The sequence below is a fragment of the Streptomyces sp. NPDC048639 genome (assembly GCF_043199075.1).
Lineage (GTDB): Bacteria > Actinomycetota > Actinomycetes > Streptomycetales > Streptomycetaceae > Streptomyces.
The window spans coordinates 93,703-117,595 of the sequence record NZ_JBICVP010000013.1 but is presented as its reverse complement, the minus strand read 5'-3'; the positions used below and the strand labels follow the sequence as shown (position 1 = coordinate 117,595).

General features: G+C 72.4%; 20 protein-coding genes and 3 pseudogenes. 14 read left to right on the top strand and 9 right to left on the bottom strand.

Annotated features, from left to right (window positions below):
* Positions 1-4: 4 nt before the first annotated feature.
* Positions 5-955 (top strand): hypothetical protein, encoded by a 951-nt coding sequence (locus ACGFNH_RS29785; protein ID WP_393658996.1) that lies wholly within the window; start codon positions 5-7, stop codon positions 953-955.
* A 396-nt stretch (positions 956-1,351) separates the two neighbouring features.
* Here ACGFNH_RS29785 and ACGFNH_RS29780 read toward each other — a convergent pair whose 3' ends face one another.
* Positions 1,352-1,777 carry a VOC family protein gene (locus ACGFNH_RS29780; RefSeq protein ID WP_393658994.1) on the bottom strand — a complete coding sequence of 142 codons (426 nt, stop codon included), beginning with the start codon at positions 1,775-1,777 and terminating at the stop codon, positions 1,352-1,354.
* Between the two features lie 459 nt (positions 1,778-2,236).
* On the opposite strand from ACGFNH_RS29780, the gene ACGFNH_RS29775 reads away from it, so the two are divergent.
* From ACGFNH_RS29775 to ACGFNH_RS29750, 6 genes are all read left to right on the top strand, one after another.
* A complete protein-coding gene (locus ACGFNH_RS29775; protein WP_393658992.1) occupies positions 2,237-3,430 on the top strand; it encodes a hypothetical protein in 1,194 nt (397 codons plus the stop codon).
* A gap of 119 nt (positions 3,431-3,549) precedes the next feature.
* Positions 3,550-4,056, top strand: coding sequence for a hypothetical protein (locus ACGFNH_RS29770; RefSeq protein ID WP_393658990.1), 507 nt, complete (start codon positions 3,550-3,552; stop codon positions 4,054-4,056).
* Positions 4,057-4,174: 118 nt separating this feature from the next.
* Positions 4,175-4,951, top strand: coding sequence for a DsbA family protein (locus tag ACGFNH_RS29765; protein WP_393658988.1), 777 nt, complete (start codon positions 4,175-4,177; stop codon positions 4,949-4,951).
* Positions 4,948-5,832, top strand: coding sequence for a cytochrome c biogenesis CcdA family protein (locus ACGFNH_RS29760; RefSeq protein WP_393658987.1), 885 nt, complete (start codon positions 4,948-4,950; stop codon positions 5,830-5,832). The genes ACGFNH_RS29765 and ACGFNH_RS29760 overlap by 4 nt, the downstream gene beginning before the upstream one ends.
* A 272-nt stretch (positions 5,833-6,104) precedes the next feature.
* Entirely contained in the window at positions 6,105-6,275 is a 171-nt protein-coding gene (gene rpmF, locus ACGFNH_RS29755; RefSeq protein WP_393658985.1) for a 50S ribosomal protein L32, read from the top strand.
* Between the two features lie 312 nt (positions 6,276-6,587).
* A complete protein-coding gene (locus tag ACGFNH_RS29750) occupies positions 6,588-9,563 on the top strand; it encodes a BTAD domain-containing putative transcriptional regulator (protein ID WP_393658983.1) in 2,976 nt (991 codons plus the stop codon).
* Between the two features lie 181 nt (positions 9,564-9,744).
* On the opposite strand, the gene ACGFNH_RS29745 is transcribed toward ACGFNH_RS29750, so the two are convergent.
* Positions 9,745-10,842: an NAD(P)-dependent oxidoreductase gene (locus tag ACGFNH_RS29745; protein ID WP_393658981.1), complete on the bottom strand. Its 1,098-nt coding sequence runs from the start codon at positions 10,840-10,842 to the stop codon at positions 9,745-9,747.
* Positions 10,843-11,207: 365 nt separating this feature from the next.
* Here ACGFNH_RS29745 and ACGFNH_RS29740 point away from each other — a divergent pair, with 365 nt between their 5' ends.
* On the top strand, positions 11,208-11,570 hold the full coding sequence (locus tag ACGFNH_RS29740; RefSeq protein WP_393659211.1) for an ArsR/SmtB family transcription factor: 363 nt from the start codon (positions 11,208-11,210) through the stop codon (positions 11,568-11,570).
* Positions 11,571-11,600: 30 nt separating this feature from the next.
* Positions 11,601-14,294: a magnesium-translocating P-type ATPase gene (gene mgtA / locus ACGFNH_RS29735; protein ID WP_393658979.1), complete on the top strand. Its 2,694-nt coding sequence runs from the start codon at positions 11,601-11,603 to the stop codon at positions 14,292-14,294.
* A 104-nt stretch (positions 14,295-14,398) separates the two neighbouring features.
* On the opposite strand, the pseudogene ACGFNH_RS29730 reads toward mgtA, so the two are convergent.
* Positions 14,399-15,439 (bottom strand): annotated as a pseudogene (locus tag ACGFNH_RS29730) (LCP family protein); the annotation flags it as partial.
* Between ACGFNH_RS29730 and ACGFNH_RS29725 the strand changes: the two are divergent.
* Both ACGFNH_RS29725 and tatA read left to right on the top strand, forming a co-directional pair.
* Positions 15,438-15,632 (top strand): hypothetical protein, encoded by a 195-nt coding sequence (locus ACGFNH_RS29725; RefSeq protein WP_393658977.1) that lies wholly within the window; start codon positions 15,438-15,440, stop codon positions 15,630-15,632. The pseudogene ACGFNH_RS29730 and the gene ACGFNH_RS29725 sit on opposite strands and share 2 nt — an antisense overlap.
* A gap of 129 nt (positions 15,633-15,761) precedes the next feature.
* Positions 15,762-16,043 carry a Sec-independent protein translocase subunit TatA gene (gene tatA / locus ACGFNH_RS29720; protein WP_393658975.1) on the top strand — a complete coding sequence of 94 codons (282 nt, stop codon included), beginning with the start codon at positions 15,762-15,764 and terminating at the stop codon, positions 16,041-16,043.
* Between the two features lie 137 nt (positions 16,044-16,180).
* On the opposite strand, the gene ACGFNH_RS29715 is transcribed toward tatA, so the two are convergent.
* Positions 16,181-16,633, bottom strand: coding sequence for a Sec-independent protein translocase subunit TatB (locus ACGFNH_RS29715; protein WP_393658973.1), 453 nt, complete (start codon positions 16,631-16,633; stop codon positions 16,181-16,183).
* A 365-nt stretch (positions 16,634-16,998) separates the two neighbouring features.
* Positions 16,999-18,039 (bottom strand): AI-2E family transporter, encoded by a 1,041-nt coding sequence (locus tag ACGFNH_RS29710; RefSeq protein ID WP_393659209.1) that lies wholly within the window; start codon positions 18,037-18,039, stop codon positions 16,999-17,001.
* A 392-nt stretch (positions 18,040-18,431) separates the two neighbouring features.
* Between ACGFNH_RS29710 and cbiE the strand changes: the two genes are divergently transcribed.
* Both cbiE and cobM read left to right on the top strand, forming a co-directional pair.
* Positions 18,432-19,685 (top strand): precorrin-6y C5,15-methyltransferase (decarboxylating) subunit CbiE, encoded by a 1,254-nt coding sequence (cbiE, locus tag ACGFNH_RS29705; protein ID WP_393658971.1) that lies wholly within the window; start codon positions 18,432-18,434, stop codon positions 19,683-19,685.
* Positions 19,682-20,431 (top strand): precorrin-4 C(11)-methyltransferase, encoded by a 750-nt coding sequence (cobM, locus tag ACGFNH_RS29700; RefSeq protein WP_393658969.1) that lies wholly within the window; start codon positions 19,682-19,684, stop codon positions 20,429-20,431. The genes cbiE and cobM overlap by 4 nt, the downstream gene beginning before the upstream one ends.
* A 148-nt stretch (positions 20,432-20,579) precedes the next feature.
* Here cobM and ACGFNH_RS29695 read toward each other — a convergent pair.
* The 3 genes and pseudogenes from ACGFNH_RS29695 to ACGFNH_RS29685 form a co-directional block, all read right to left on the bottom strand.
* Positions 20,580-20,750: pseudogene (locus ACGFNH_RS29695) on the bottom strand (transposase); the annotation flags it as partial.
* Positions 20,751-20,878: 128 nt separating this feature from the next.
* Positions 20,879-21,202 (bottom strand): hypothetical protein, encoded by a 324-nt coding sequence (locus ACGFNH_RS29690; protein ID WP_393658967.1) that lies wholly within the window; start codon positions 21,200-21,202, stop codon positions 20,879-20,881.
* An 82-nt stretch (positions 21,203-21,284) separates the two neighbouring features.
* A pseudogene (locus tag ACGFNH_RS29685) lies at positions 21,285-21,575 on the bottom strand (cobalt-precorrin-5B (C(1))-methyltransferase); the annotation flags it as partial.
* A gap of 11 nt (positions 21,576-21,586) precedes the next feature.
* On the opposite strand from ACGFNH_RS29685, the gene ACGFNH_RS29680 reads away from it, so the two are divergent.
* Complete coding sequence (locus ACGFNH_RS29680) at positions 21,587-22,399, top strand: cobalt-precorrin-6A reductase (RefSeq protein WP_393658965.1); 813 nt, start codon at positions 21,587-21,589, stop codon at positions 22,397-22,399.
* Here the strand turns inward: ACGFNH_RS29680 and cobJ are convergent.
* Positions 22,384-23,880, bottom strand: coding sequence for a precorrin-3B C(17)-methyltransferase (cobJ, locus tag ACGFNH_RS29675; RefSeq protein ID WP_393659207.1), 1,497 nt, complete (start codon positions 23,878-23,880; stop codon positions 22,384-22,386). The genes ACGFNH_RS29680 and cobJ overlap by 16 nt on opposite strands.
* Between the last annotated feature and the right edge of the window lie 13 nt (positions 23,881-23,893).

Sequence of the window (23,893 nt, the reverse complement as noted above, 5' to 3'; positions counted from 1 at the left end):
ACGCATGCGGCGCCGGCGCCTTGCCCTCGCGACGTGGTTGGTGGCCACCACGTGTTGCGCGACCGTCCTGACCCTGCCCTCCACGGCCGAGGCCGCGCCGAGCGACGCGGAGCTCGCCCAGCGCTGGGCGCCCGTCCACTACCAGGACACCGCCGACGACAAGCCGACCGCGGACTACCTCTCCTCCGTCGACTTCGACGGTGACTGGGACACCCGCAACAACCAGCAGTCCCTGTCCACCCACCAGGACCGCCTCAACGCCACCGTCTACTACTCCGTCGTGGAGACCGGCACCCACTGGTTCATCACCTACGCCTACTTCCACCCCCGCGACTGGCAGCCGTTCGGCGGGCACGAGAACGACATGGAAGGCGTGATGGAAGTCGTCCGCAAGGACGGGACGCCCTACGGGACGCTCGAGGCGATGATCTCCCAGGCGCACAACCACTACTACTCGTACATCCCGCGCGGCGGTACATGGACGGAGGGCCGGGAGAGCATCGACGGCGATCTGCTCACGCAGCCCCTCGAAGGCAACTCCCACCCGACCAGCTTCCAGGAGGCCAAGGGCCACGGCACCTACCGCTGGGACGGCGAGGAGTTCGACGGCGGTGACGGCATCGTCTACTACCCCGGGGCGCCCGGCGGCCCCGGCGAGGTTCCCGACAGCGGCAACGACCGTTCCGTGCAGTATCAGTTGGTCGACTTCTTCGCCCCGGGCGGATTGTGGGAGCGCCGCCACGACCCGGTCACCTACGCCGAGTACGGGGCCTTCGGCGGTGACGACGGCAAGGACAACGCCGCGCATACGCCGTGGGCGTGGGACGACAAGGACGACGGCAGCGACCTGCAGAAGGGCAGCATCGCCACGGATCCCGCCTATCTGATCGACCAGTACTTCGACAACAAGGGCGACTACTCACTGGAGTACACCCGCAATCCGTACGCGGAGTGAACAGCCTCACCCTCGTACGTCCCGGCCCGTAGGGTCTTTCCTCTCAGCCGAGCTTCCGGCCCCCGGCGGCGTCATGCGCCGGGGGCCGGGCCTTTCCCCGGGGCAATAAGGGCGGAGACTTCACCCTGGGCTCACGACCGTCCGCGGTGAGGCCGCCGACACAGGAAGTAGTGCCCTACGACGGGGGCCTTTTGCGGGAGCCACTGCGGGAACTCGCAGTTCATGGCCAAGGGTTGTTGTCCCGTATCCGGTGTGACTGCTGAGGCGTACGACAGAGCTCCCGGCCGGAGCCCGCGATCGGGACATTGAGAGAGGTGACTATCGCGTGCGGCGGTACGGCGGCCGGGCGCACGCGATGCGCGTCCGCTCCGCTCGGGCCGCCGGCTTCGGATCGCGTCAGAAGACCGGCTCGCCCACGCCCAGCATGTTCCCCTCACTGTCACGGAACCAGGCACCGCGCTCACCCCGGGCACCCTTGCTCGGGTAGTTGCCCTCGATCTCGGCGATCCCGTCCCGCGTACGCATCCCGGGCACGTCCACTTCCTCGAACACCACACCGCGCCGCTTGAGTTCCGATACGGCTGCTTCGATGTCGTCGACCTCCCAGCCCATCTGAGTGAAGGTCCCGGGAGACCCTCCGGTCGATCGGAAGACGACGAAATCGGTGCCTCCGCAGCGATAGAGCAGCCCGCCGGGACGTTCGTCGACGGGATCCAGGCCCAGTCGCTCGGAATAGAAGCGACGCGCCCGCTCCAGATCCTGGGCGGGCAGCCTGGTCGCGACGCGGCCCCGGGCCAGAGCGGTGCTGTCATCTGCGTTCATGTCCTCACTGTGCCGTGAGCGGCGGCCGGAGGGGTGGAGGCGCCAGGTGCGTGCCGGGGCCGGTGCGGGATGCCGTAGGAATGCGCCGGTGCCGCCGTGCGCGAGTACGGCGTGAGGTGAGCAGCACGCGAGGAACGCCAAAGCCTGGGCTCTTGCCTTCTGTGCCCCCCACCACACAGGGCCGGGTCCCCACCCGATTTCCTTTCGGGCAATACCCGTTGACGCCTTTCCACGCCGCAGGCCGTATTCCCCGTCCGCTGCAGCGACCGGGCCATGACGCGTCGTGCAGCGCTCGTCAACAGGCCGGATCGAGGCGATCAGCGCTTGTCCATCCATTGCGCCCGGTTGGCCGCTCCATGCGTGTCAAGGTTCACATTATGTCCGCATCAGAAACCTTTTGAGCTCTCCGGAGGTCTCCCTGCAGAGAGGGAGAAAAGGACGTTCGTTCTGAGGCTGACCATGAAACTGCGGGCCGAGACCAAGGCCGAAGAGAAAGAGAGCCGCGTCGATCTCAGCATGGCGCAGGTCGCGGGCAGCGCGATCGCAGCCGTTGTGGCCGCGCTGCTCGCGGGAAAACTGGGGGTGTACGGCACCGTTCTGGGGGCGGGCGTCGTCAGTGTGGTCGCGAGCACAGGCGGAACGCTCTTTCAGCACTTCTTCAGGCGCACCGGTGAGCAGATCCGCGACGTGACCGAACAGGCCAAGCCCAAGGGGCGCCAGGTTCCGGTCGCCGACCCGGGCTACGTCGATCGCACAGATCGCACAGGCGGCCATACGGGCGGCCACACGGGCGGCAGCGCCGACAGCACCGCGGATCCCACCATGGCACTCCCCCGGCTCGGTGCACCGCTCACCGGAGAGGCGGACGAGGACCGCACGCGGCTTCTCGAGCAGATCGAGACGACGCGGATGATGCCGCGGGTGGATGCGGCGGCCGATGTGACGCACGACTCCTCGTCCTTCGACGCCACCACCATGCTGCCTCAGGTACGCGGCGGGACCTCCTCGACGGGTACCACGGAGCCGGTGTCCCTCGAGCACGGTCCGGCCGGGCGCAGTCCGGCCGGCAGCGCGCCCGAGGCGTACACCGAAGGCACCACCCACGGCAGCAGGCTGCGCGGCTGGAGGCGTTCACTGCTCGCCGCCCTGGCCGTGTTCGTCCTGGCCATGGGCACGATCACGGTCATCGAGCTCCTCACCGGCTCGACGGCGAGCGGCACGGGTGGCACCACGGTCGGCCGCATCGTGGGCAACGACAGCGGCAACGACACCGACGGCGGCGACGACGGGCAGCAGCCCGACACGCCCGCCCCCTCCCCGTCGGGCGGACAGCAGTCCGGTCGCGACTCGGGTGGCGCGGGTGACGACCACCGGTCCCCTGACCCGTCGCGCAGCAACAGCGGGGACCCGGACGCGCCGTCGAAGCCCGACGAGGACTCCGGCGATTCGACGGGACCCACCGGCGAGCCCTCGCCGTCGGGGTCCGGCTCGTCGTCCAGCAGCGGCACGGGGGACAGCAGCGGCGGCAACAGCGGCACGAGCGAGGGGAACAGCGGCCAAGGCGGCAAGGACGACGACGGCGACAAGCCCGGCCCCCGTACGGGGAACGACCCGCAGAACGGTTCGGACGGCGGTGACGGCTCCGGACCGTAGGCCGCCGTCCTGACCGTCCGCGCGCCGAGGAGTCCGCGCCCGCGGCAACGGGCCCCCTCGTCCGGCCGCATCGTCAGGCCGGTAGCATCCGAACCAACTCCCTGGAAGAGAACGGGCACATGAACCACAGCACTCCCCCGGCACGACGGCGCGTGGCCGCCGTTGCGGCGGGTGTGCTGCTGGCACTGGCCTCTCTGCTGATCTGCAAGCCGTGGGCGACCGCCGCGTCCGCACAGCCGCCTTCGGCGGCCGTGACGTCGCAGCAGGACCCGCGCACCGCCGCGTACACGCCGGCCGGGACGTACAACACCGGGGTCGAGGACCTGCGCGGAGACCGTACGGACGTCGCGGACGCCGCGGACCCGGCGAGTGCTTCCGCAGACTTCTCCACCACGTCCGGCGGGGAGACCCCCGGCTGCCAGGACGACCGGCGGGACGACAACGGCGCCCAGCCGTCGGTCCCGCCCCGTACCGGGTCCTCCTACGATCACGGGCCACTGGCCGGTGAGCGGGCCGTTCCCGAGGACCGGGCCGTGCCGCAGGTCCTCACCTCGCCTCCCGCCGTTGCGGGCCCCCCGCTTCCGCCTTCCACGCCGGTGAAGCTCTCGGTGGTGCAACGGGTGTAGACGGCAGCTCCGGGCGGTTCCCGCCCGAGCCCGCTCCGTTCTGCCCTGTCCTTCCGTCGGCCGTGCGCCGCTTCGTCCGCGCGCGCCGCCGCCGTCTGCACCGTTCCGAGGAGAACACATGGCTCCGGCCACCCCACCCCGCCGCAGGACCTCCCGGCGCTCCGTCGTCATCGGCGCCTGTGTCGTACTCGCCGCGCTCCTGCTCGGCGTCCTGTCCCAGTTCGCCACCGGCGGCTCCGGTTCCGGATCATCCGAGTCCGCCGGCTCCGGCGCCGATGCCTCCGGCGAGTCCCCGTCCGGCGGCGATCCCGGCCTCGCCGCGCTCGCGCGCCGGGAGGCCGGGGACAAGATGGCGCAGGGCCGCAAGGACGCGCCCGTCGTCCTCATCGAGTACGCGGACTTCGACTGCTCGTTCTGCGGGAAGTTCGCCCGTGACACCGAGCCCGGGCTCGTACGGAAGTACGTCGACCGCGGCACCCTCCGTATCGAGTGGCGCAATCTGCCGATCTTCGGCGAGGACTCCGAGCGCGCCGCCCGCGCCGCCTGGGCGGCCGGCCGGCAGGACCGCTTCTGGCAGTTCCACCGCGCGGCCTACGCCGACGAGGACTCCAAGGCCAAGGGGTTCGGGGCCGAGCGCCTGGACGCGCTGGCGCGCGAGGCCGGAGTTGCCGATCTGAAGCGCTTCCGCCGCGACCTCGACAGCGATGCCGCGCGCGCGTCCGTACGGCGCGACCAGCAGGAGGGGTACGGGCTCGGCGCGACCAGCACGCCGTCCTTCCTCGTCAACGGGCGCCCGATCGCGGGGGCCCAGCCCGACGAGGTCTTCACCGAGGCCATCGACGCGGCCGCGAAGGAGGCGCGCAAGCAGCCGGGTGGAAAGGGCGGCGCCAAGTGACGGACATCGGCTACCTGGCCGCCTTCCTTGGCGGTCTGCTCGCGCTGCTCAGCCCGTGCAGCGCGCTGCTGCTTCCGGCGTTCTTCGCGTACTCGATGGAGTCCCAGACCCGGCTGCTGGCCCGGACGGGGATCTTCTATCTGGGCCTGGCGACGACCCTGGTTCCGCTGGGTGCGGCCGGTTCCTATGCGGGACGGCTGTTCACCGGCCACCGGGACCTGCTCATCGGTGCAGGCGGCTGGCTGATCATCGCCTTCGGCGCGGCTCAGATACTCGGGCTCGGCTTCGCGTCCCGGCGGCTCCAGGCGGCGTCGGGCCGCATACGGCCCACGTCCGCCGCCTCCGTCTACGCGCTGGGCGCGGTCTACGGGCTGGCCGGTTTCTGCGCGGGCCCGATCCTCGGCAGCGTACTGACAGTGGCTGCGGTGAGCGGCAACCCGGCGTACGGGGGTGTGCTGCTGGCGGTGTACGGACTGGGCATGGCGGCGCCGCTGTTCCTGCTGGCCCTGCTCTGGGAGCGCTTCGACCTGGGCAACCGCCGCTGGCTGCGCGGCAGGCCGCTGCGTAGCGGCCGCCTGCGGCTGCACACGACTTCGCTGGCCTCGGGGATCTTCTTCATCGCCATCGGTTCGGTGTTCCTGCTGTACGACGGGACTTCAGCGCTGCCGGGACTGCTCGGCGTCGATGGCGCGTTCGCGGCGGAGCGTTGGGCACAGCGGCTCGGGACGTCGGTCCCGGACACCCTGCTGCTGGCGGGGCTGGTGGTGATCGTAGCGGTGGCCCTGGTCGTTCACGGGATGCGCGGACGGCGCCCGGCCCGGGAGGCGGATGGGGCCGACTCCGGCGCCCGCGCCCAGGAGACCGAAAGCGCGGGCTCGTGAAGGTCACGCCGCCCAACGGCAGAGTGCCCACGGCCGACACTGCGGCACCGTAGGCCCAGTGCCGCGGGCCGCCCCCTGTCGACTTCAACGGCCGCGCTCTTCACGGTAGTTGCCATGGCGCCCTACCGCGGCGTCCCGAGGCGAACGTGGCCGCGCCGGGCCTTCCATCCCCGGGAAGGGCCGGCGCGGGCGCTGCACCACCGAGGCTAATTGCTCATGGTTCCCATTTTCATATAGCGTTTGTCCTGCTCGCCACCCCGAGGAGGATCACCATGGCCGTTCCGAAGCGGAAGATGTCCCGCAGCAACACCCGTCACCGCCGCGCACAGTGGAAGGCCACGACCCCGCACCTCGTGCCCGTCACCGTCGACGGCTCCACACATCTGGTGCCGCAGCGTCTGGTCCGCGCCTACGAGCGCGGGCTGCTGCGCCCCGAGGACTGAGGCGTACGGGGAGGGCGGCTCGTGGACAGCGCCGGCCTCCCCCGCCCCACTCCCCTTCGGCCCGTGCGGCCTCTCCCACTCCCCTCACCCGCAGGATCCCGGCCGCCACGACGGGGTGCCGCGCACCATCCGTATGGGCACTGTCGCCGCGCCTGCGGCAGAAGAACCGTCACCGCGCGAGGTGATCCGCAGCAGTGCCCCGCGGCGTACTGTGGGCGGACGCCGGGCGTGATCGGAACGGTCCTGGCCGACGGCGTGACGGTGTCCTCGAGAGGTGCACACCGGACAAGGGCTGCGCACCGGGATGAGTCCATGACAGTCGACTTCGCGATATTGGGCCCGCTGGAGATCCGGTGCGGCGGCCGGCCGCTGCCCATACGGAGCCGGCCCCAGCGCGCTCTGCTCAGCCGGCTGCTTCTCGCGCCGGGCCGGATCGTCTCCCGCGAGGGGCTGATCGACAGCGTCTGGACCGGTGAGGCGCCACCGGGCGAGCCGGTCGCCGCGCTGCAGAACCATCTCTCCCGGCTCAGGGCGCATCTGGGTCCCTCGCGTTCCGTGCTGGTCACGCACACGACCGGCTACGCCCTGGACGTACCGCAGGAGCACGTGGACTCGGTGGTGTTCGAGCGGCTGGTCGGCGAGGCCCGCCGGGTGAAGGACGCGGATCCTCATGCCGCGTTGCGCCTGCTGGACCGGGCGGGGAGCCTGTGGCGCGGGCCGGCTCTCGGGGAGTTCGCCGACGGCTTCGCCCGCCCCCGGGCCGTGGCCCTGGAGCATCTGCGCGTCGCGGCGGACGAGGAGCGGGTGGAACTGCTGCTGGCCACCGGGGACGTCTCAGCCGCCCTCGCGACCGCCGAGTCCCTGACCGCGCAGGAGCCGCTGCGCGAGTGGCCCTACGCCCTGCGCATGCGGGCGCTGGCCTGCCGCGGGCGGGTCGAGGAGGCGCTGTCCGCGTACCAGGAGCTGCGGGGTCGCCTGGCGGGCGAGCTGGGGATCGAGCCGTCGGCGGAACTGCGGGAGCTGCATGTGCGGCTGCTGCGCGGCGAGGCGGGACCGGCCCGGCCCGCGCGGCAGCCGGAACCGGCCACGCCGCCTGCGCCGGAGTCATCGGCACGCGTTCCCGTCGCGCTGTCGTCCCTGGTCGGCAGGAAGCCCGAGATCGACGAGGTCCGGTCCGCCGTGAGCCGCTCCCGGCTCGTCACTCTGACCGGCCCCGGCGGGGTGGGGAAGACACGACTGGGAATGGAGGCCGCAGCGCTCCTCGACCGGCCCCCTTCCACGTACTGGATCGAGCTGGCCTCCCTCGGCGACCCGCGGTCGGTGGCCGCGGCCGTCCTCGACGCCCTGGATGTGCCCGATCCGCCCGCCGACGGCCCGCTCGACGGGCTGGTCTCCGTGCTGAGCGGCCGGCAGGCGCTGCTGATCCTGGACAACTGCGAGCATGTCGTCGCGGGCGTGGCGGAGGTGGCCGAACGCGTCCTGCGGCACTGCCCCGGCATACGGATCCTGGCGACCAGCCGCGAACGTCTCGCGGTCGAGGGCGAGGAGATCGTCGCCGTCCCGCCCCTGTCCGTCGCGCGGGAGCGGGGCGATTCCGAGGCCGCCCGTCTGCTCGCCGACCGCATGCGGTCGGCGGGGCACCGGCCGGTCGAGGAGGACGACCGGACCCGGCGGCAGATCCAGGTCCTCGCGGAGCGGGTGGACGGGCTGCCGCTCGCGCTCGAACTGGCCGCGGTCTCCGCCGCGTCCCTGGGCCTGGAGGCGGCCCTCGGCGCGGCGGACCCGCTGGAAATGACCGACGGGCGCCGGTCCGGAGCGGGGCGCCATCACGATCTGCGGTGCGTACTGACCTGGTCCCACGGCCTGCTGACGGAGGAGGAACGGATCGTCTTCCGCCGACTGTCCGTCTTCCCCGGGTGGTTCTCGGTCGCCTGGGCCCAAGAGGTGTGCGCGGACGAGGACCTGGCGGCGGATCGGATCGCGCACGTTCTGGCCTCTCTCGTCGGCAAGTCGCTCGTGGTCCACCGCTCCCGCCCGCTCGTCGGGGACCGGCAGCACGCACTGCTGTCCACCGTCGGGCAGTTCGCCGCGGAGCAACTCGCCGCCGCGGGAGAGGAACCGGCCCTCCGCGAGGCACATGCCCGCTACACCCTCGGCTGGATGAGCCGTGCCGCGCAGTCCGTCGGGACCGGTGACGGCAGCCAGTTCGCGCTGCTGTCCGGGTGCTCCGGCGATCTGCGGGCGGCACGGGCGTGGGCGTACGCGCACGACCGGGCCGCCTCGGTCGCCCTCCCCTCCGTGTTCGGCCGCTACGCCTTCGCCCGCACCGACTTCGAGATCCTCGGCTGGGCGGAGGAGGAGATCGGGCGTCACGGCCCGCCGCATCCCCCGCTCTCCCCCGACCTCTACGGGGCTGCGGCACTCGCCGCCATCGGGCGGGCAGACCTCCGGCTGGCCGAACGGCGTGCCCAGGAGGCCGTGGCCCTCGCGTCCACGGAGCTCGAAGCCCTGCACGCCCATGCCGTACTCGCGAACTGCCTGCTCTTCCGGGGCCATCCGAAGGAGGCCGCCGACCTGTGTGTGCGCGGATGGACGCTCGCACGCGAGGTCGGCGATGTCGTCACGGAGACGGAGTACGCGGGACTGGGCACCATCACCACGAGCTACGCGGGCGACTGGACCCGCTGCCGCACGTGGATCGAGCGCGGCTGGGACTGCGCGCGCCGGCTCCCCTCGCCTCTGGTGACCGCCTACGCCGCCTACTTCTCCGGCGCGGCGAAGATCCCGCACCTTCCCGAGGAGGCCCTGGCCGAGCTGACGCACAGTCATGACATCGCCTCACGGATCGGCGCCTACTTCCTCAGCGGTGTCGCCCTGACGAGTCTGGTCACGCTGCAGACGCTCCCGGGACGGCGCACCGATCCGGTCGAGCGCCTGACGACGTACGCACGAGCCCTGCGCCACTGGCGGGACACCGGGAACCGGACCCATCTGTGGATCACCCTGCGCCATCTGATCCCCGTGCTCTCCGATCTGGAGGAGGACGAATCGGCCGTACGCCTCCACCACCTGATGGCGGCCCGCGCGTCGGCACCGCACAGCTACCAGGAGAACGAGGACGCGTTCGCCGATGCCGTGGAGCGATCGCGCCGGCGCGTGGGCCGGCAGCGGACGGCGACGACATGGCCGGAAGCGGCAACTCCCGCCGACGACACGGCAGTCGAGCTCGCCCTGACCGCGGTCGAGCGACAGCGGGAGCGCTTGCGGGGCGCTTCCCGTCCGGGCTGATGCGTCACCTCACCGTCTGCGGCCGCGCGTACGGCTGTTCCGCGGGCCGCCCCGCGGGACTGCCCGTAGCGCCGTCCTTCCGCCGCAGTACGAAGCTCGGGTCGAGCCGCCCTCCGGCCAGAAGGACCCGGCTGGCAACGTCGCCCGGTCGAGGGCCGCCTTGGGGACACCCTGTCCGGCATCATCGCTGACCGCCGCTCAACAGTCCGCTCTCCTTCACGAATTGCGCGAACTCCTGAAGAAGGCGGTGTGAGGCTGCCCGCATCGCCGACCGGGTCATGCCCGCGGCGTGGGGAGACAGGGTGCAGTGAGGGTTGTCCGCGAGTACCGAGGAGAAGCCGGGCCCCTCCACTCCGAAGACATCCACCGCGGCCCACCGGGGTCCTGAGGCAGGGTCCTGGAGCGCCCGGTCGAGGGACTCCTCCGGCACCACGCTCGCCCGAGCCGTGTTGATGAGGACCGAGCCCGGTCGCATCAATCGCAGCTCCTCCGCCCCGATCAGACCGTCGGTCTGCGGCGTGGCCGGCACATGGACCGACACCACGTCACAGCCGGCCAGCAACTCGGCGAGGGACTCGACCCGATGACCGGGCCACCCGGCCGCCCGTTTCCGGGTGAACCGTGGCGACCCGAAGACCCAGACCTCGGCGCCGAAGGGGCGCACCAACTCGGCCACCTTCCGGGCGATGGCCCCGGAACCCACCAGCCCCACCCGCGCGTCGGCGAGGCTGCTCGCGGGCAGGTCCTCGACCGCTGCGCTCCACGAGCCCTCGCGCAGGGCGCCGCCCCGCCTCGCAACCCCGCGGAGCGCGTCGAGCATGAGCGCGACGGTCAACTCGGCCACCGCGGCCGCGTTGGCTCCCGGCGTCGTCCGGATCGCGACTCCCAGACGCTGCGCCGCCACGCGGTCGAAGGTGTCGGATCCGGCAGCGGCCCGCCCGACCAGCGCCAGGCGCCGCTGCAGACCGTCCTGCGTCCCCCGCTCCAGCACCGCCCGGGTGAGCGGAATGCCGGCGCGGCACTTCAGGGCTTGATGGCCACGCCCTCCGTCCTCGAGGTGCAGAGCCAGCTCTTCCTCGGAGAAGCCGTCGAAGTCCACCGTCTCCCAGCCGGCCTCGATCCGGGCTCGGAGTCCGGCGTCCGCCACGCGTCGGAGGTTGACCGTCGGCACCAGGCCGAGGTCGGTGAGGGCGGCCAGTTCCGTCAGGGCCTGCTCGCCCAACGCCGGGTCCACAACGAGCATCCGGCCGCGTACATGGTGATCAAGATGTGTGCTCACGTGTTCCGCTCGTATCCGACCTGCACCGACCCGGCCTAGAAGGGCCGGTACCGCAGATCATCCCGTCCCAGCGCCTCTCTCCGGAATGCGCGCATGGGCCAGGGGACGTGTTCCGGCTCACCTCCGCGCCCTTCACGAGGCCCCTCTCCACCTGACCGAGTCGGATGTCGAGCTCCGCCGGTGCGGGCGCGCGCACCATGATCGCCGCCGCCCGGTACAGCGAACTCGACGGGGCCGGTGCAGCCGGCGCCCCGGCAGCCCTCTCCCCGCACCGCCCAGTGGAGCGCCGCGGCTTTCACGGCGGGGCGCCTAGACTGGGGCGCGCGAACGCGGTGGTGACGATCGGGGCGGAACGGGAGAAGGCTGTGGCGGCAGGCGGCGATGGCTTCGAGGATCCGTCCGCCGAGGTTCTGGCCGAGGCGGCCGCGGCCTTCGGGCTGCTGGCGTCGTCGGCCCGGCTGCACATCATGTGGGCCCTCGCCCAGGGCGAGAGCGATGTGACCCGTCTCGCGGACCGCGTGGGCGGGGCCCTGCCCGCCGTCAGCCAGCACCTCACCAAGCTGAAGCTCGCCGGCCTCGTGCGCGCCCGCCGCGAAGGGCGGCGACAGGTGTATTTCGTCGACGACCCCGACATCGTCACCGTCGTACGGCTGATGGTCGGGCAGCTCGCCGCACGTGCCGGGGAAGCCTCGGCCTCCGTGGCACGGCTGCGCGGGACCGGTGCATAGCAGTGCGCGGGACCGGTGTCTGAGAAGGCCGTGGCATCCCCGTACGCCCTGGTCGCCGACGCCAGGAGCGGGGGGCCGGGCGCGCCGACCGTCCTGCAAGTGCTGCGGGGGCTCGACGCCGGTCCGCGCGGACTGACCGAGGCGGAGGCCGGGGAGCGCCTGACCCGCTACGGGGCGAACACGGTTCCGGCCCGGCGCGGCCCGTCCTGGCCTCGGCTCTTCGCCGGCAGCCTGCGTGATCCGTTCACCGCGGTGCTGCTGTGCGTCGGACTGGTGTCGGCGGCCCTGGCCTCCTGGGGCACCGCCTGTGTGGTTCTCGTCCTGGTCGCGGTCAGCGGTGCCCTTCGCGCGTACGGGGAGCACCGCGCCGACCGGTCCATGACCGCCCTGCGCGACCTGGTCGTCAGCACGGCCACGGTGCTGCGACGTGCCGACGCGGACGCGGCGCCGGTGGCGCGGGAGATCCCCGTGGGCGAACTGGTCCCCGGCGACGTGATCCGTCTGGGCCCCGGCGACCTGGTGCCGGCCGATGTGCGTCTCCTACGGTCGTACGGCCTGTCCGTGCACCAGGCGGCGCTCACCGGCGAGTCGTCACCGGCTCCCAAGGACGCCGCCGACACGGCGGGCGCGGGCGCCGGTGGTGTGTTCGGCCGGCCCCAACTGTGCTTCCAGGGCGGCAGTGTCGCGTCCGGCAGTGGCACCGCGGTGGTGGTCGACACCGGGGAGCGGACACGGTTCGCCGCCGCTCACGGCCTTCTCACCACCCGGCGCGAGCCGAGCGCCTTCGACCGCTGTGTGCACAGCGTCTCCTGGGCCCTGGTCCGGTTCATGCTGCTGGTGCCGCCGCTGGTGCTGCTCGCCGACGCGGCGCTGCGCGGGCGCGGCCTGGCGACGCTGCCGTTCGCGATCGCGGTGGCGGTGGGGCTGGTCCCGGAGATGCTCCCGGTCGTCGTCACCACGTGCCTGGCGCGGGGGGCCGCGGTGCTGGCTCGTACGCGCGAGGTGCTCGTACGGCGGCTGCCGGCGTTGCATGACCTGGGTGCCATGGACGTGCTGTGCCTGGACAAGACCGGCACCCTCACCCGGGACCGCCCCGTCGTCGACCGCGCCCTGGACGGGGACGGCCGGGAGGATCCGGAGGTGCTGCACTGGGCCGCGGTGAACGCCTGGTGGACCTTGCAGCTCGCCGACCTTCCCGCGCCGGAAGCCCTGGACGAGGCGGTCCTGGACGCGTCGGGTGAGGACGGCCGAGCGGCGTACGAGGGCGGCCCGGCGGCAAACGACGACGGCCGGACGTCGCACGGAGGTGGCCCGGCGGCGTACGAGGGCGTGACCGCGTACGAGGGCGTGGCGGCGGAACCATTCGATCCGGTGCGGCGCCTGGCCGTCGCCGTCGTCCGGACCCCGGGGCGGCTCGGCAGGAACACCGTGGCCGCCAAGGGCGCCGTCGAGACGGTCCTGGAGCGCTGCGCGCTGACGGAGGAGGAGCGCGAACGGCTGCTCGCCCTCGCCGCGCGCGAAGCGGGGCGAGGCCATCGTGTGCTCGCCGTCGCCACCGCCACATGCCCGGCCCGCCTCTCCCGCACCCCCTCCCCCGCCGACGCGCGCGGCATGACGTTCCGCGGCTTCGTCACCCTGCGGGACGCGGTGGTGCCCACCGCCGCCGGCGCCCTGGCGGAACTCGCCGGCCGGGGCGTCACCGTCAAGGTCCTCACCGGCGACCATCCGGGCACGGCGGTACGCGCCTGCCGCGATCTGGGGATCGCCGTGTCCGCGGGCGGCGTACTCACAGCCGACCGCGTGGACGGACTCGACGACCGCGAACTCGCCGAAGCCGCCGAGCGCACGACGGTCTTCGCACGGTGCGCTCCCGAGCACAAGGCGCGGATCGCCGCCGCCCTGCGCACCGGCGGGCACACCGTCGGCTTCCTCGGGGACGGCGTCAACGACCTGCCCGCGCTGCGCGCCGCCGACGTCGGGATCTCACCGCGCGACGCCGTGCCCGTGGTCCGGGAGACGGCGGACGTGGTGCTCGCCGGGAAGGACCTCGCCGCGATCGGTCATGCAGTCGCAGTGGGACGGCGGTCGAGCGGCAACATCACCACGTACCTGCGCGTCAGCCTGTCATCGAACCTCGGCAATGTGATCGCGATGCTCGCGGCGGGGCTGCTCCTACCCTTCCTTCCGATGCTCCCCGCGCAGGTGCTGGTGCAGAACCTGTGCTTCGACGCGGCCCAACTCGCCTTCGCCCACGACCGGCCGCACCCGGCGGTGCTGCGCCGCCCGACCGTGCTGCGCGCCCGCGAACTGCTGCGCTTCGTCACGGGCTTCGGCGCCCTCAACGCCGTGGCCGACCTCGCCACCTTCGGCGTTCTCGCGCTGGCGCTGCACGGGTCCGGCGCCCTGGGGGACGCGGCGATGTTCCACTCCGGCTGGTTCACCGAGAACCTGGTGACCCAGGCCCTGGTGATGCTGCTCCTGCGCGCGGGGCGGAGCACAGCCCGGGGGCGTACGCCGGGCCCGGTCGGATGGGCGGCGGTCGCCCTGGCCGCCGTGGGAGTGGCGCTGCCCCTCTCACCGCTCGGCCCGCTGCTCGGTCTGACGGCGCTGCCCGCCCTCTACTACGTGCTGCTGGTGGCCGTACTCGCCCTGTACGCGGCCGCGTTGGCGATCCTGCGGTCACGCCACGCCGCGGTGACCGAGGGTCGGCGCGGCGCGGCGTGAGGCCCGGGCGCACGGGCGCCCGGCGCCCGTCATCCGAAGGAGAGGCCGGAACACAGGTCGTCGTCGGCGGACCGGGAGTCGTCCTTCACGCTCGGGGGGACCGAGGTCTCCGACGCCCCGTCCGTCCCGCCGGAGGGCGAGGACGTGCCACTCTTCCCGCGGCCGCCCTTGCCACCGGCGCCCTTGCCACCGGCGTCCTTGCCGTCGATGGTCCGGTCGTCCTTGATGGCGCGCCACAGCGCGTCGGCGTCGGGCTGGACGAGGGCGACGCGCGGGCCCTCGTACCGCCAGGGAACGGTGACGAACCGGATGTCGGGCAGGTCGATGTTCTTCAGCGACATCGCGAACGAGATCAGCTTGTCGGCGGACCCCAGCCCCGGGTCCACGGTGATCGACTTCGTTGCGGCGTCCGCGAGCGGTAGCAGCTTGGTCGGGGTCAGCCCCTCGCTCTTCACCTGCTTGACCAGGCTTGCCACGAACGCCTGTTGGCGCTTGATGCGGCCGATGTCCGAGCCGTCACCGATGCCATGCCGGATGCGTACGTAGTCCAGCGCCCTCCGGCCCGCGACGGTCTGCCTGCCCTTGCGCAGCAGTCGCTTGCCGCGGGTGGCACGGCCCGGGTCGAGGTCCTTCTGGTAGACGTCCTGGGGCAGGCATACGGGTACGCCTCCCACGACGTCCATGAGCCGCGAGAAGCCCTTGAAATCGACGACGATCGTGTGGTCGACGCGCAGCCCGGTCAGTTTCTCCACGGTGTTCTGGGCGCAGGCCGGGTTGCCCTTGGGGGTCCGGCCCACCGAGTAGGCCTCGTTGAACATGGTGTTCTCGCGTGTCCTGGTCCAGTTGCCGTCCGGGAGCTTGCACGGCGGGATGTCGACCAGGGTGTCGCGGGGGATGGATACGGCCACGGCGTGCCGTTGGTCGGCGTAGATGTGGAGCAGGAACGCGGTGTCGGAGCGGCCGGTGTCGTCCTTGCTGCCACCGCCCAGGGCGGTGTTGCCGGAGGTGCGGGCGTCGGAGCCGAGAACGAGGACGTTCTGCCCCTTGGACGAGCCCGGCTCGGGGCGGTCGCGCGCGATGCCGTCCGCGCCGAAGGTGTCGATGCTGTCGTTCAGTTCGAGGTACGCCCAGCCGGCGGCGATCATGATCAGTGCGAGCACGGACGCCGCGACGGCCAGGACCGCCCTCGTACGCCTGCGGCCGCGGCTGTTCCTGCGCCGCCCCCCGGTCGCGCCGCGGCGTTTCCCGCCCCGTGGACGGCGGGGCGGCTTCGGTGTCGTCCTGCGGTGGCGTGGGCTCGCCCGGCGGCTGATCGTCGTCTTGCGCGTGCGCGTGTAGCTGCGGCTCATATCTGAGGGGACGACCGATCCCACTCATTGGTTGTACAGTTGCGCAATATAGCAATTGATACGGGATGTGCGGCCGCCGTGCGCGCCGCACCATCCGTCGAAAGAGAGGGGTGGGCGCATGCTCCGCAACGCACTGGAACCTTGGCACCTGCTGATCGTGGCGATCGTCGTCATCGTGCTGTTCGGCTCGAAGAAGCTGCCGGACTCCGCCCGCGCCCTGGGCAAGTCCATGCGGATCCTCAAGAGCGAGGCCAAGGCGATGAAGGACGACGGCGCCTCACCCTCTTCGGCGACTCCGTCCGGAGAGACTTCGGGACAGCCGGCTCCGCATGTCGTCGAGGCCGCACCCGGCGAGGCGACCCCGCACCGGGCGGCCGCCGAGGACGCGGCGGCCCGCTGAACCGAAGCCGGGGGCGCCACGGAGACGCCGGGACCCCGCGGAGACGGGGGCGCCACGGAGACACCGGGACGCCGCGGAGACGCCGGGGCTCCACAGAACCGCGAGTCCGCCCCGGAGAGCACGCGAGCGGCACCGGGTCAGGTGGCGTCCGGGTCGAACGGCGGGCGCGCCGACACCCCGGCCGGCTCGCCCTCCGCCCCCGCCGGGCCGCTCTTCGTCAGGGTCACACCAGGCGCCGGAGACGTCGCCGATGCGCCGCCGTCCGCCGCATCACGTACGACTCCGGTGATCTCAGCCACCTCGGCCCTCGGGTCGAGGGCGCCGCGGATCTCGTCGAGTCCGAGGCGGTCGCCTTCCCGCAGGTGCTTGCGCACAAGAGCCCTCGGATTCAGGTCCTCGAACTCGAAGTCCTTGAAGTCCGGCCCCAGTTCGGAACGAATCTGCTCCTTGGCGCTGTCGGAGTACTCTCGCACCGCGCGCAGGAGTCCCAGCACCTTCCGCACGGCCTCCGGCAGCCTCTCCGGACCGAAGAGGAGGAAGGCCAGGACGGCCACGGTGATCAGCCCCAGTGGACCCACTTCAGCGAACACCAGTCACCCCTCGCACTCCGCATCACCGGCACACTCGCGACACTTTCAATATTGCGCAAGTAATGCAACCATAGCGAGGGGGCGAGGTCACTCCGGGGCGACAGGGGCGGCCGGAGCGGCCGGGGGCGTGGCGGCCCGCACCGGGTTCACGGCGGGGACGACCGCCGGGGCACCGTCGACGGGCGTGCAGCACATCGGCCTCGATCTCGTACAACTGCCGGACCAGGGCGGCGTCGACGACGTCCCGCGGTGCCCCGCGGCGGCCTCCTTGACGGGATGCTCGTGTTGAGCGCCACGGTGTCCGGCAGCGCGGTGAGGCCGTGGCGGGGATTTCACGGACGTCGCCGGGAAGCCAGGTAGTCCGGTCAGGGCGGGGGCGGGGGCGGGGGCTTGCGGAGCACGCCGTACACCGCCCACACCACCGACACCAGCGGTACGGCGACGACCGCGCCCAGCACGCCCGCCGCGATACTGCCGGACACCACCGAGAGGGCCACGACCACGGGGTGCAGACGCACTGCCCAGCTCATCACGAGCGGGTGCAGCACGTGCCCCTCGATCTGCCCGATCACCACGATGAGAAGCACCACGATCGCGGCGATCCAGGGACCCTGCGTCGCCAGGGCGACCACCGCCGCCACCGCCAGCGCCACGGGAGACCCGATGAGCGGAACGAAAGCGGCGAAGAACTCCAGCAGTGCGAGCGGCATGGCGAGAGGCACACCGAGCACGAACAGCGCGATGCCGACGAGTACGGCGTTGGTCGCAGCGACCAGCACGATGCCGCGCGTGTACCCGGTGAACGCGGTCCACGCGGCGGTCCCCGCCCGCTCCACCGGGCGCCGGAGCCGCAGCGGCAGCTGGCCGCGGAACCATCGCCACATCCGGTCGCCGGAATGAATGAAGAAGACCGAGCAGAAAAGCGCGAGCGCGGCCGCCGTCAGGACCTCCACGGCCCGGTCCGCACCTGTGAGCGCGGTGCTGATCACCGTCGTCCGGTGGCTGGACAGGAACCGCCCGATCCGCTCCTGGAGGTCCGAGAGCGCATCGGGCCGCACCCGGAACGGCGGGCTTTCCAGCCATCGTTCGATCCTCGCCACGCCTCCGCCGAACTCGCGCCGCAGCGTCGGCCACTCCCCCGCCACGCCCTCCCCGACCAGGTACAGCACGGCCAGGAACAGCAGCAGGCTGCCCAGCATGCCGATGGCAACGGCCGCCGGGCGGGGCAGCCGGCGGCTCAGCAGATCGGCCACGGGCCGTAGCAGGGCGGTGAGCACGAGGCCCAGGAAGACCGCCACCGCGACGAGATGGAATCGTCCGAGCCCGGCGAAGAGGGCGTACACCGCGACACCCACGACGATGAGCCGCCACGCGTACGCCGCCGCCAGGCGGAGCGCGGGAGACACCCGCCGGGCGGCGTCGTCCCTGTGACGGGCACGGGCTCGGTCCTGCCCGGAAGGCGTGAAGGAACGGGTGCGCACCTGGTCCCCACCACCTTCTGCCGCGGATACGCAAGTCCTCCTATCACCGGCTGGCGACAGTGGAACGCGACGGCTGCACATTCCCCCGAAAGGGAGTGACCCGGTTGGGGACGTCGGGTGGTCCGCAGCGCAGCCGTGGCCCTGAAGCAGTTCGACGGCGAACGGACCACCTGCGCCTGAGCTCTGTGCCACAGCGCAGCCCCCTCCTCCTGCGCAGGTCGGAGCAGTCGGATGCGCTTCCCCTCCGCCCCGAACGGCGGAACACCGAAGGTAGAGTTCCGTTCCGCATCCCCTTCCCGTCCCCGAGGAATCCCGTCGTGAGCCCCGCACCCGAACCCGTCGTGACCGTCGTCGGCATCGGCGCCGACGGATGGAGCGGGCTCCCCGCGCCGTCGCAGGAGGCCCTGCGGAGTGCGGAGACTCTCATCGGCGGAGCACGCCAACTGGGCCTCCTCCCCGAGGAGTGCAGCGGCGAGCGCGTGGCCTGGCCCTCGCCCCTGCGTCCCGCCGTCCCCGGGCTGCTCGCCGCGCACGCCGGACGCCGAGTGTGCGTCCTGGCCAGCGGGGACCCCATGTTCTACGGGATCGGGCGGGCGCTCACCGAGGTGCTGGGCGCCGGGGCGCTCCGGGTGCTGCCGCATCCCTCGTCCGTGGCGTACGCCTGTGCGCGCCTGGGCTGGCCGCTGGAGGACACCGAGACCGTGACCCTCGTCGGACGCCCCACCGCGAACCTGGCGGCGGCGCTCCACGACCGCCGCCGGCTGCTCGTCCTCAGCGCCGGTTCCGATGGCCCCGGTGATGTCGCCGCCCAGCTGCGGGAGCGCGGGTTCGGCCCCAGCCGGATGCGTGTACTGGAGCAGCTCGGCAGCGAGCAGGAGCGGTGCGTCGAGGGCATCGCAGACACATGGGCCGAGCCGCCCGGCGACCCGCTCAACATCGTCGCGGTCGACTGCCGTCTCGCCCCGGAAGCCCTGCGCCTGGGCGCGGTTCCGGGTCTGCCCGACGAGGCGTACGCCCACGACGGGCAGCTCACCAAGCGGCATGTGCGCGCCGCGACGCTCGGCGCCCTCGCCCCCGCTCCCGGTGAACTCCTCTGGGACATCGGCGGCGGCTCCGGCTCCATCGCCGTCGAATGGATGCGCACCCACCGCTCGTGCGCCGCGATCAGTGTCGAACGCGACCCGGTACGGGCGGAGCGCATCGCCCGCAATGCCGGCGCGCTGGGCGTTCCGGCGCTGCGCGTCGTCACCGGAGCCGCGCCCGACGCTCTGGCCGGACTGCCCGCTCCCGACGCCGTGTTCATCGGCGGCGGGCTCACCGCCCCGGGCCTGCTCGACGCATGCTGGGACGCGCTTCCCCCGGGCGGCCGTCTCGTCGCCAACACCGTCACGCTGGAGTCCGAGGCCCTGCTCGGGGGATGGCACCGCCGCCACGGCGGCGACCTGGTACGGCTGTCGGTCGCGCACGCCGTACCCGTGGGCGGCTTCACCGGCTGGCGCCAGGCCATGCCCGTCACCCAGTGGTCCGTCCGCAAGAACACCGCCGGCACTCAGGCAGGAGACCAGAGATGACCGTGTACTTCATCGGCGCCGGGCCCGGTGCCGCCGACCTGATCACGGTGCGCGGCGCACGTACGCTCGCCTCCTGCCGGGTCTGCCTGTACGCGGGGAGCCTGGTGCCGCGCGAACTGCTCGACAACTGCCCGCAGGACGCACGGCTGGTCGACACGGCGCATCTGACGCTCGACGCGATCACCGAGGAACTGGTGCGCGCCCACGCGGAGGGGCACGACGTGGCACGGCTGCACTCCGGCGACCCCTCGGTCTTCAGCGCGGTCGCCGAGCAGATGCGGCGCCTGGACGCGGCCGGCGTACCGTACGAGGTCGTGCCCGGCGTGCCCGCCTTCGCCGCCGCCGCTGCCGCGCTGAAGCGGGAGTTGACCGTTCCGACCGTGGGCCAGACGGTGATCCTCACGCGCGTCGCGCAGCAGGCCACCCCCATGCCGGAGGGCGAGGATCTCGCCACGCTCGGGCGCAGTGGGGCCCTGCTGGTGCTCCATCTCGCGGCCAGGTACGTGGACCGGGTGGTCGACGAGCTGCTGCCGCACTACGGCGCGGACTGCCCGGCCGCGGTGGTGGCCATGGCCAGCCGCCCCGACGAACTGCTGCTGCGGGGAACCCTCGACGACATCGCGGGCCAGGTGAAGGAGGCGGGCATCGTGCGCACCGCCGTCATCATGGTCGGCCGAACGCTGGCTGCGGAGCAGTTCCGCGACAGTCATCTGTACTCGGCGGAACGCGAGCGGCACAGCTGCTAGGCCATGTTGTGCCCCCTGTGCAGGGTCGCGCCGTGCTGGCGGACACGCACGATCGTGGAGTCGATCGACGCGATCCAGTCGACGTCGCCGCCCTGGTAAGCCATCGCCTGGACCTGCTCGAGGACGCGCGCCCAGACCCTGCCTTCGACCAGCGGTCGATGCTCTTGTAGATCGTGTTCCAGTTCCCGAATCGCTCGGGCAGATCACGCCACGGCGCCCCGGTGCGGAACCGCCACGCCGTCGCCTCGACCACCGTCGGTCTACCCGCGGACGGCTCGTAGCCTCCACAGCGGGAAACAGAGGCCCGAGCACGGATCACGCCTCATCAGAAAACACCTCACGCGACACAAGCACAGGCTGCGCCCGACGACTTCGAAGACCCCCTGGCAACACGCTCGGAGGCTGACCGAGACTCGTTGCCCGCGGGCACCACGAAGCGTCTACTGGTCAGACGGGATCGGTGAACGAGATCGGCTTGCCGGTGGCGTGGGCGTATGTGATCTCCCTGCTCGTGGACTCGCCGACATACCCGCCTGGGTTGACGACCAGAATCCGGTCAGCCAGGTCGATCTTGCGCAGGTGGAGGGCGTCCAACGCGGTCTTCTGCTCATTGGTGATCAACTCGTCTGCATCGTGATCCTCGGCGCGCAGGAAGACGCCTGGCGCGACGACGATGACACCTGCGAAGGTCAGATCACGGTTCGCCGCGCTCATCTCGTGCACGAACCGGGTAGAGCCGCAGATGCAGACAATCTCAGGTCGGTCGGGCACGGCTCAGTCCTTCGGGTCGAACGGGAACCGTCAGTGTGCGCGTAGCCATCACAGACGGGCATACGAGCCAACACTTTACGCAGCGAGATGGACACCTCACGGCGGCACCGTCGCCCGCGTCCTTCACGACCGCGGCCATGGCACGCCCGTCCCCCAACTCCTCGGCAGCCAGGGCTAACGCCGGGGTTTGGCCCTTCGGCAGGGTGATCGTCACGGGGTCGGGGAAGTCGCCGGTCAGCAGGGCGGTGTACGCGGCGGTGGCGGCCGCGGTCGCGCACGCCCCGGTCGTCCACCCGGGTCGCAGCCCGGTGTGCTTGAGTTGGGCGCTGCGCCCGCCCGCGGCCCGCGGTCCGCTCGTACCCGACTCAGCCATGAAAGGCCCTCATGGTGCTCACGCACGCGATACGCCATGTGCTGGTCCTCGGCGGCACGACGGAGGCCCGCCGTCTCGCCGAGACGCTCGACGGCCGCACCGCGGATGGCCCCCACTCCGGGCTGCGCGTCACGACGTCGCTCGCGGGACGCGTGGCCCGGCCGGTGCTGCCGCCGGGGCAGGTGCGCATCGGCGGATTCGGCGGCGCGGACGGACTCGCGCAATGGCTGCACGAGCACCGGGTGGACGCGCTCATCGACGCCACACATCCCTTCGCCGGCACGATCAGTTTCCACGCGGCCTCGGCGGCCGCGGATGCCCATGTTCCCCTGCTAGCCCTCCGCCGCCCCGGCTGGGTCCCCGGCGACGGCGACCTCTGGCACCCGGCCGGTTCCCTGGCCGAGTCGGCCGCGCTCCTGCCCTCCCTGGGGCGGCGGGTGTTCCTCACCACAGGGCGGATGGGGCTCGCCGCCTTCGCGGACCTGGACGCGTTGTGGTTCCTCGTACGGTCCGTGGACGCCCCGGAGGCCCCGCACCCCGCCGCCATGGAAGTCCTGCTGGACCGCGGGCCGTTCACGCTCGACGGCGAACGCGAACTGCTGCGCCGCCACCGCATCGACGTCCTCGTCACCAAGGACAGCGGCGGCGAGGCGACCGCGCCCAAGCTGGCCGCTGCCCGCGAAGCGGGCGTCCCGGTCGTCGTGGTGCGGCGGCCGCCGGTGCCCGAGGGGGTACCGGTCGCCGCGACACCGCACGAGGCCCTGGCCTGGATCGACTCCCTCCCCCGCCGTACGGGAGCGGGCCGGGGTCAGGTCTCCGGATAGCGGCGCGGGGTCCAGACGACTTCCTGACCGTCCCCGCGCCGCACCACCCGGGTCTGCGAGGAACCCACGAGCAGGATGGTGCGCATGTCGACCGCGGACGGGTCGAGATCGGCCAGTCGCACGATCCGTACGCTCTCCTCCGGCCCGCCGACATCCCGGGCCAGGACGACCGGGGTGTCGGGTGCGCGGTGCTCCAGCAGCAGTTCCCTGGCCTTGCCGACCTGCCATGTGCGGCTGCGGGAACCGGGGTTGTAGAGGGCGAGCACCAAGTCGGCGGCCGCGGCGGCGTGCAGGCGCTCGGCGATGACCTCCCACGGCTTGAGCCGGTCGGAGAGGGAGAGCGCCGCGTAGTCGTGACCGAGCGGGGCGCCCGCCTTCGCGGCGGCGGCGTTGGCCGCGGTCACCCCGGGCAGCACCCGGACCGGCACCTCCCGGTACGCCTCCTGCGCGGCCGCCTCCAGGACGGCGGTGGCCATCGCGAACACCCCAGGGTCGCCTCCGGAGACCACGGCGACCCGGCGCCCGCGCCGGGCGAGTTCCAGCGCGAACTCGGCCCGCTCGGACTCCACCTTGTTGTCCGAGCCGTGACGGCGCTGACCCGGGCGTACGGGCACCCGCTCCAGGTAGGTGGTGTAGCCGACGAGGTCCTCCGCGGAGGCCAGGGCTCCCCGCGTCTCGGGCGTGAGCCAGAGCGGCCCGGCAGGTCCGGTGCCGACCACCACGACCTCGCCGGTGCCGGTGCCGGTGCCTGTGTCCGAGCCGGAGCCCGCGTCGGCGTCCGCTGCTGTGGCGGTGTGGTCGGGCCCCGCCGGTGCGCCGATCCGGCTGGGCAGCACCGCAACCGAGAAGTACGGCACGGACTCCGGGTCGGTGTCGGCCAGTCGACCGGTGCGTTCCCCCGCCATGGTGGCCCGCTCGACGTAGCGTGCCTCCGCCAGCCGCCCCGAGCTCTCCATCGCCCGCCGTACGCGAGGGAAGGTCCGGCCGAGCTTCATGACCACGGCCGCGTCCGTCGACGCCAGGCGCGCGGTCAGCTCCTCCTCGGGCAGGGTGCCGGGAAGGATGGTGAGGACCTCCTCGCCCTCGGCGAGCGGGGTTCCGAGCCGTGCCGCCGCGGCGCTCACCGACGTGACGCCGGGGATCACCTCGGTCGGGTAGCGGTCGGCGAGACGCTTGTGCATGTGCATGTACGAGCCGTAGAAGAGCGGGTCGCCCTCCGCGAGCACGGCGACGGTGCGGCCCGCGTCGAGGTGCGCGGCCAGCCGGGCGGCGGCGACGGCGTAGAACTCGTCCAACGCGCCCCGGTAGCCGCCCGGATGGTCGGTGGTCTCCGTGGTGACCGGGTAGACCAGCGCTTCCTCGATGTGGTCCGCACGGATGTGCCGGGCGGCGATGGAGCGGGCGATGGAACGCCCGTGCCGGGCGCTGTGGTAGGCGATCACCTCGGCCTCGGCGATGACCTCCACGGCTCGTACGGTCATCAGCGACGGGTCG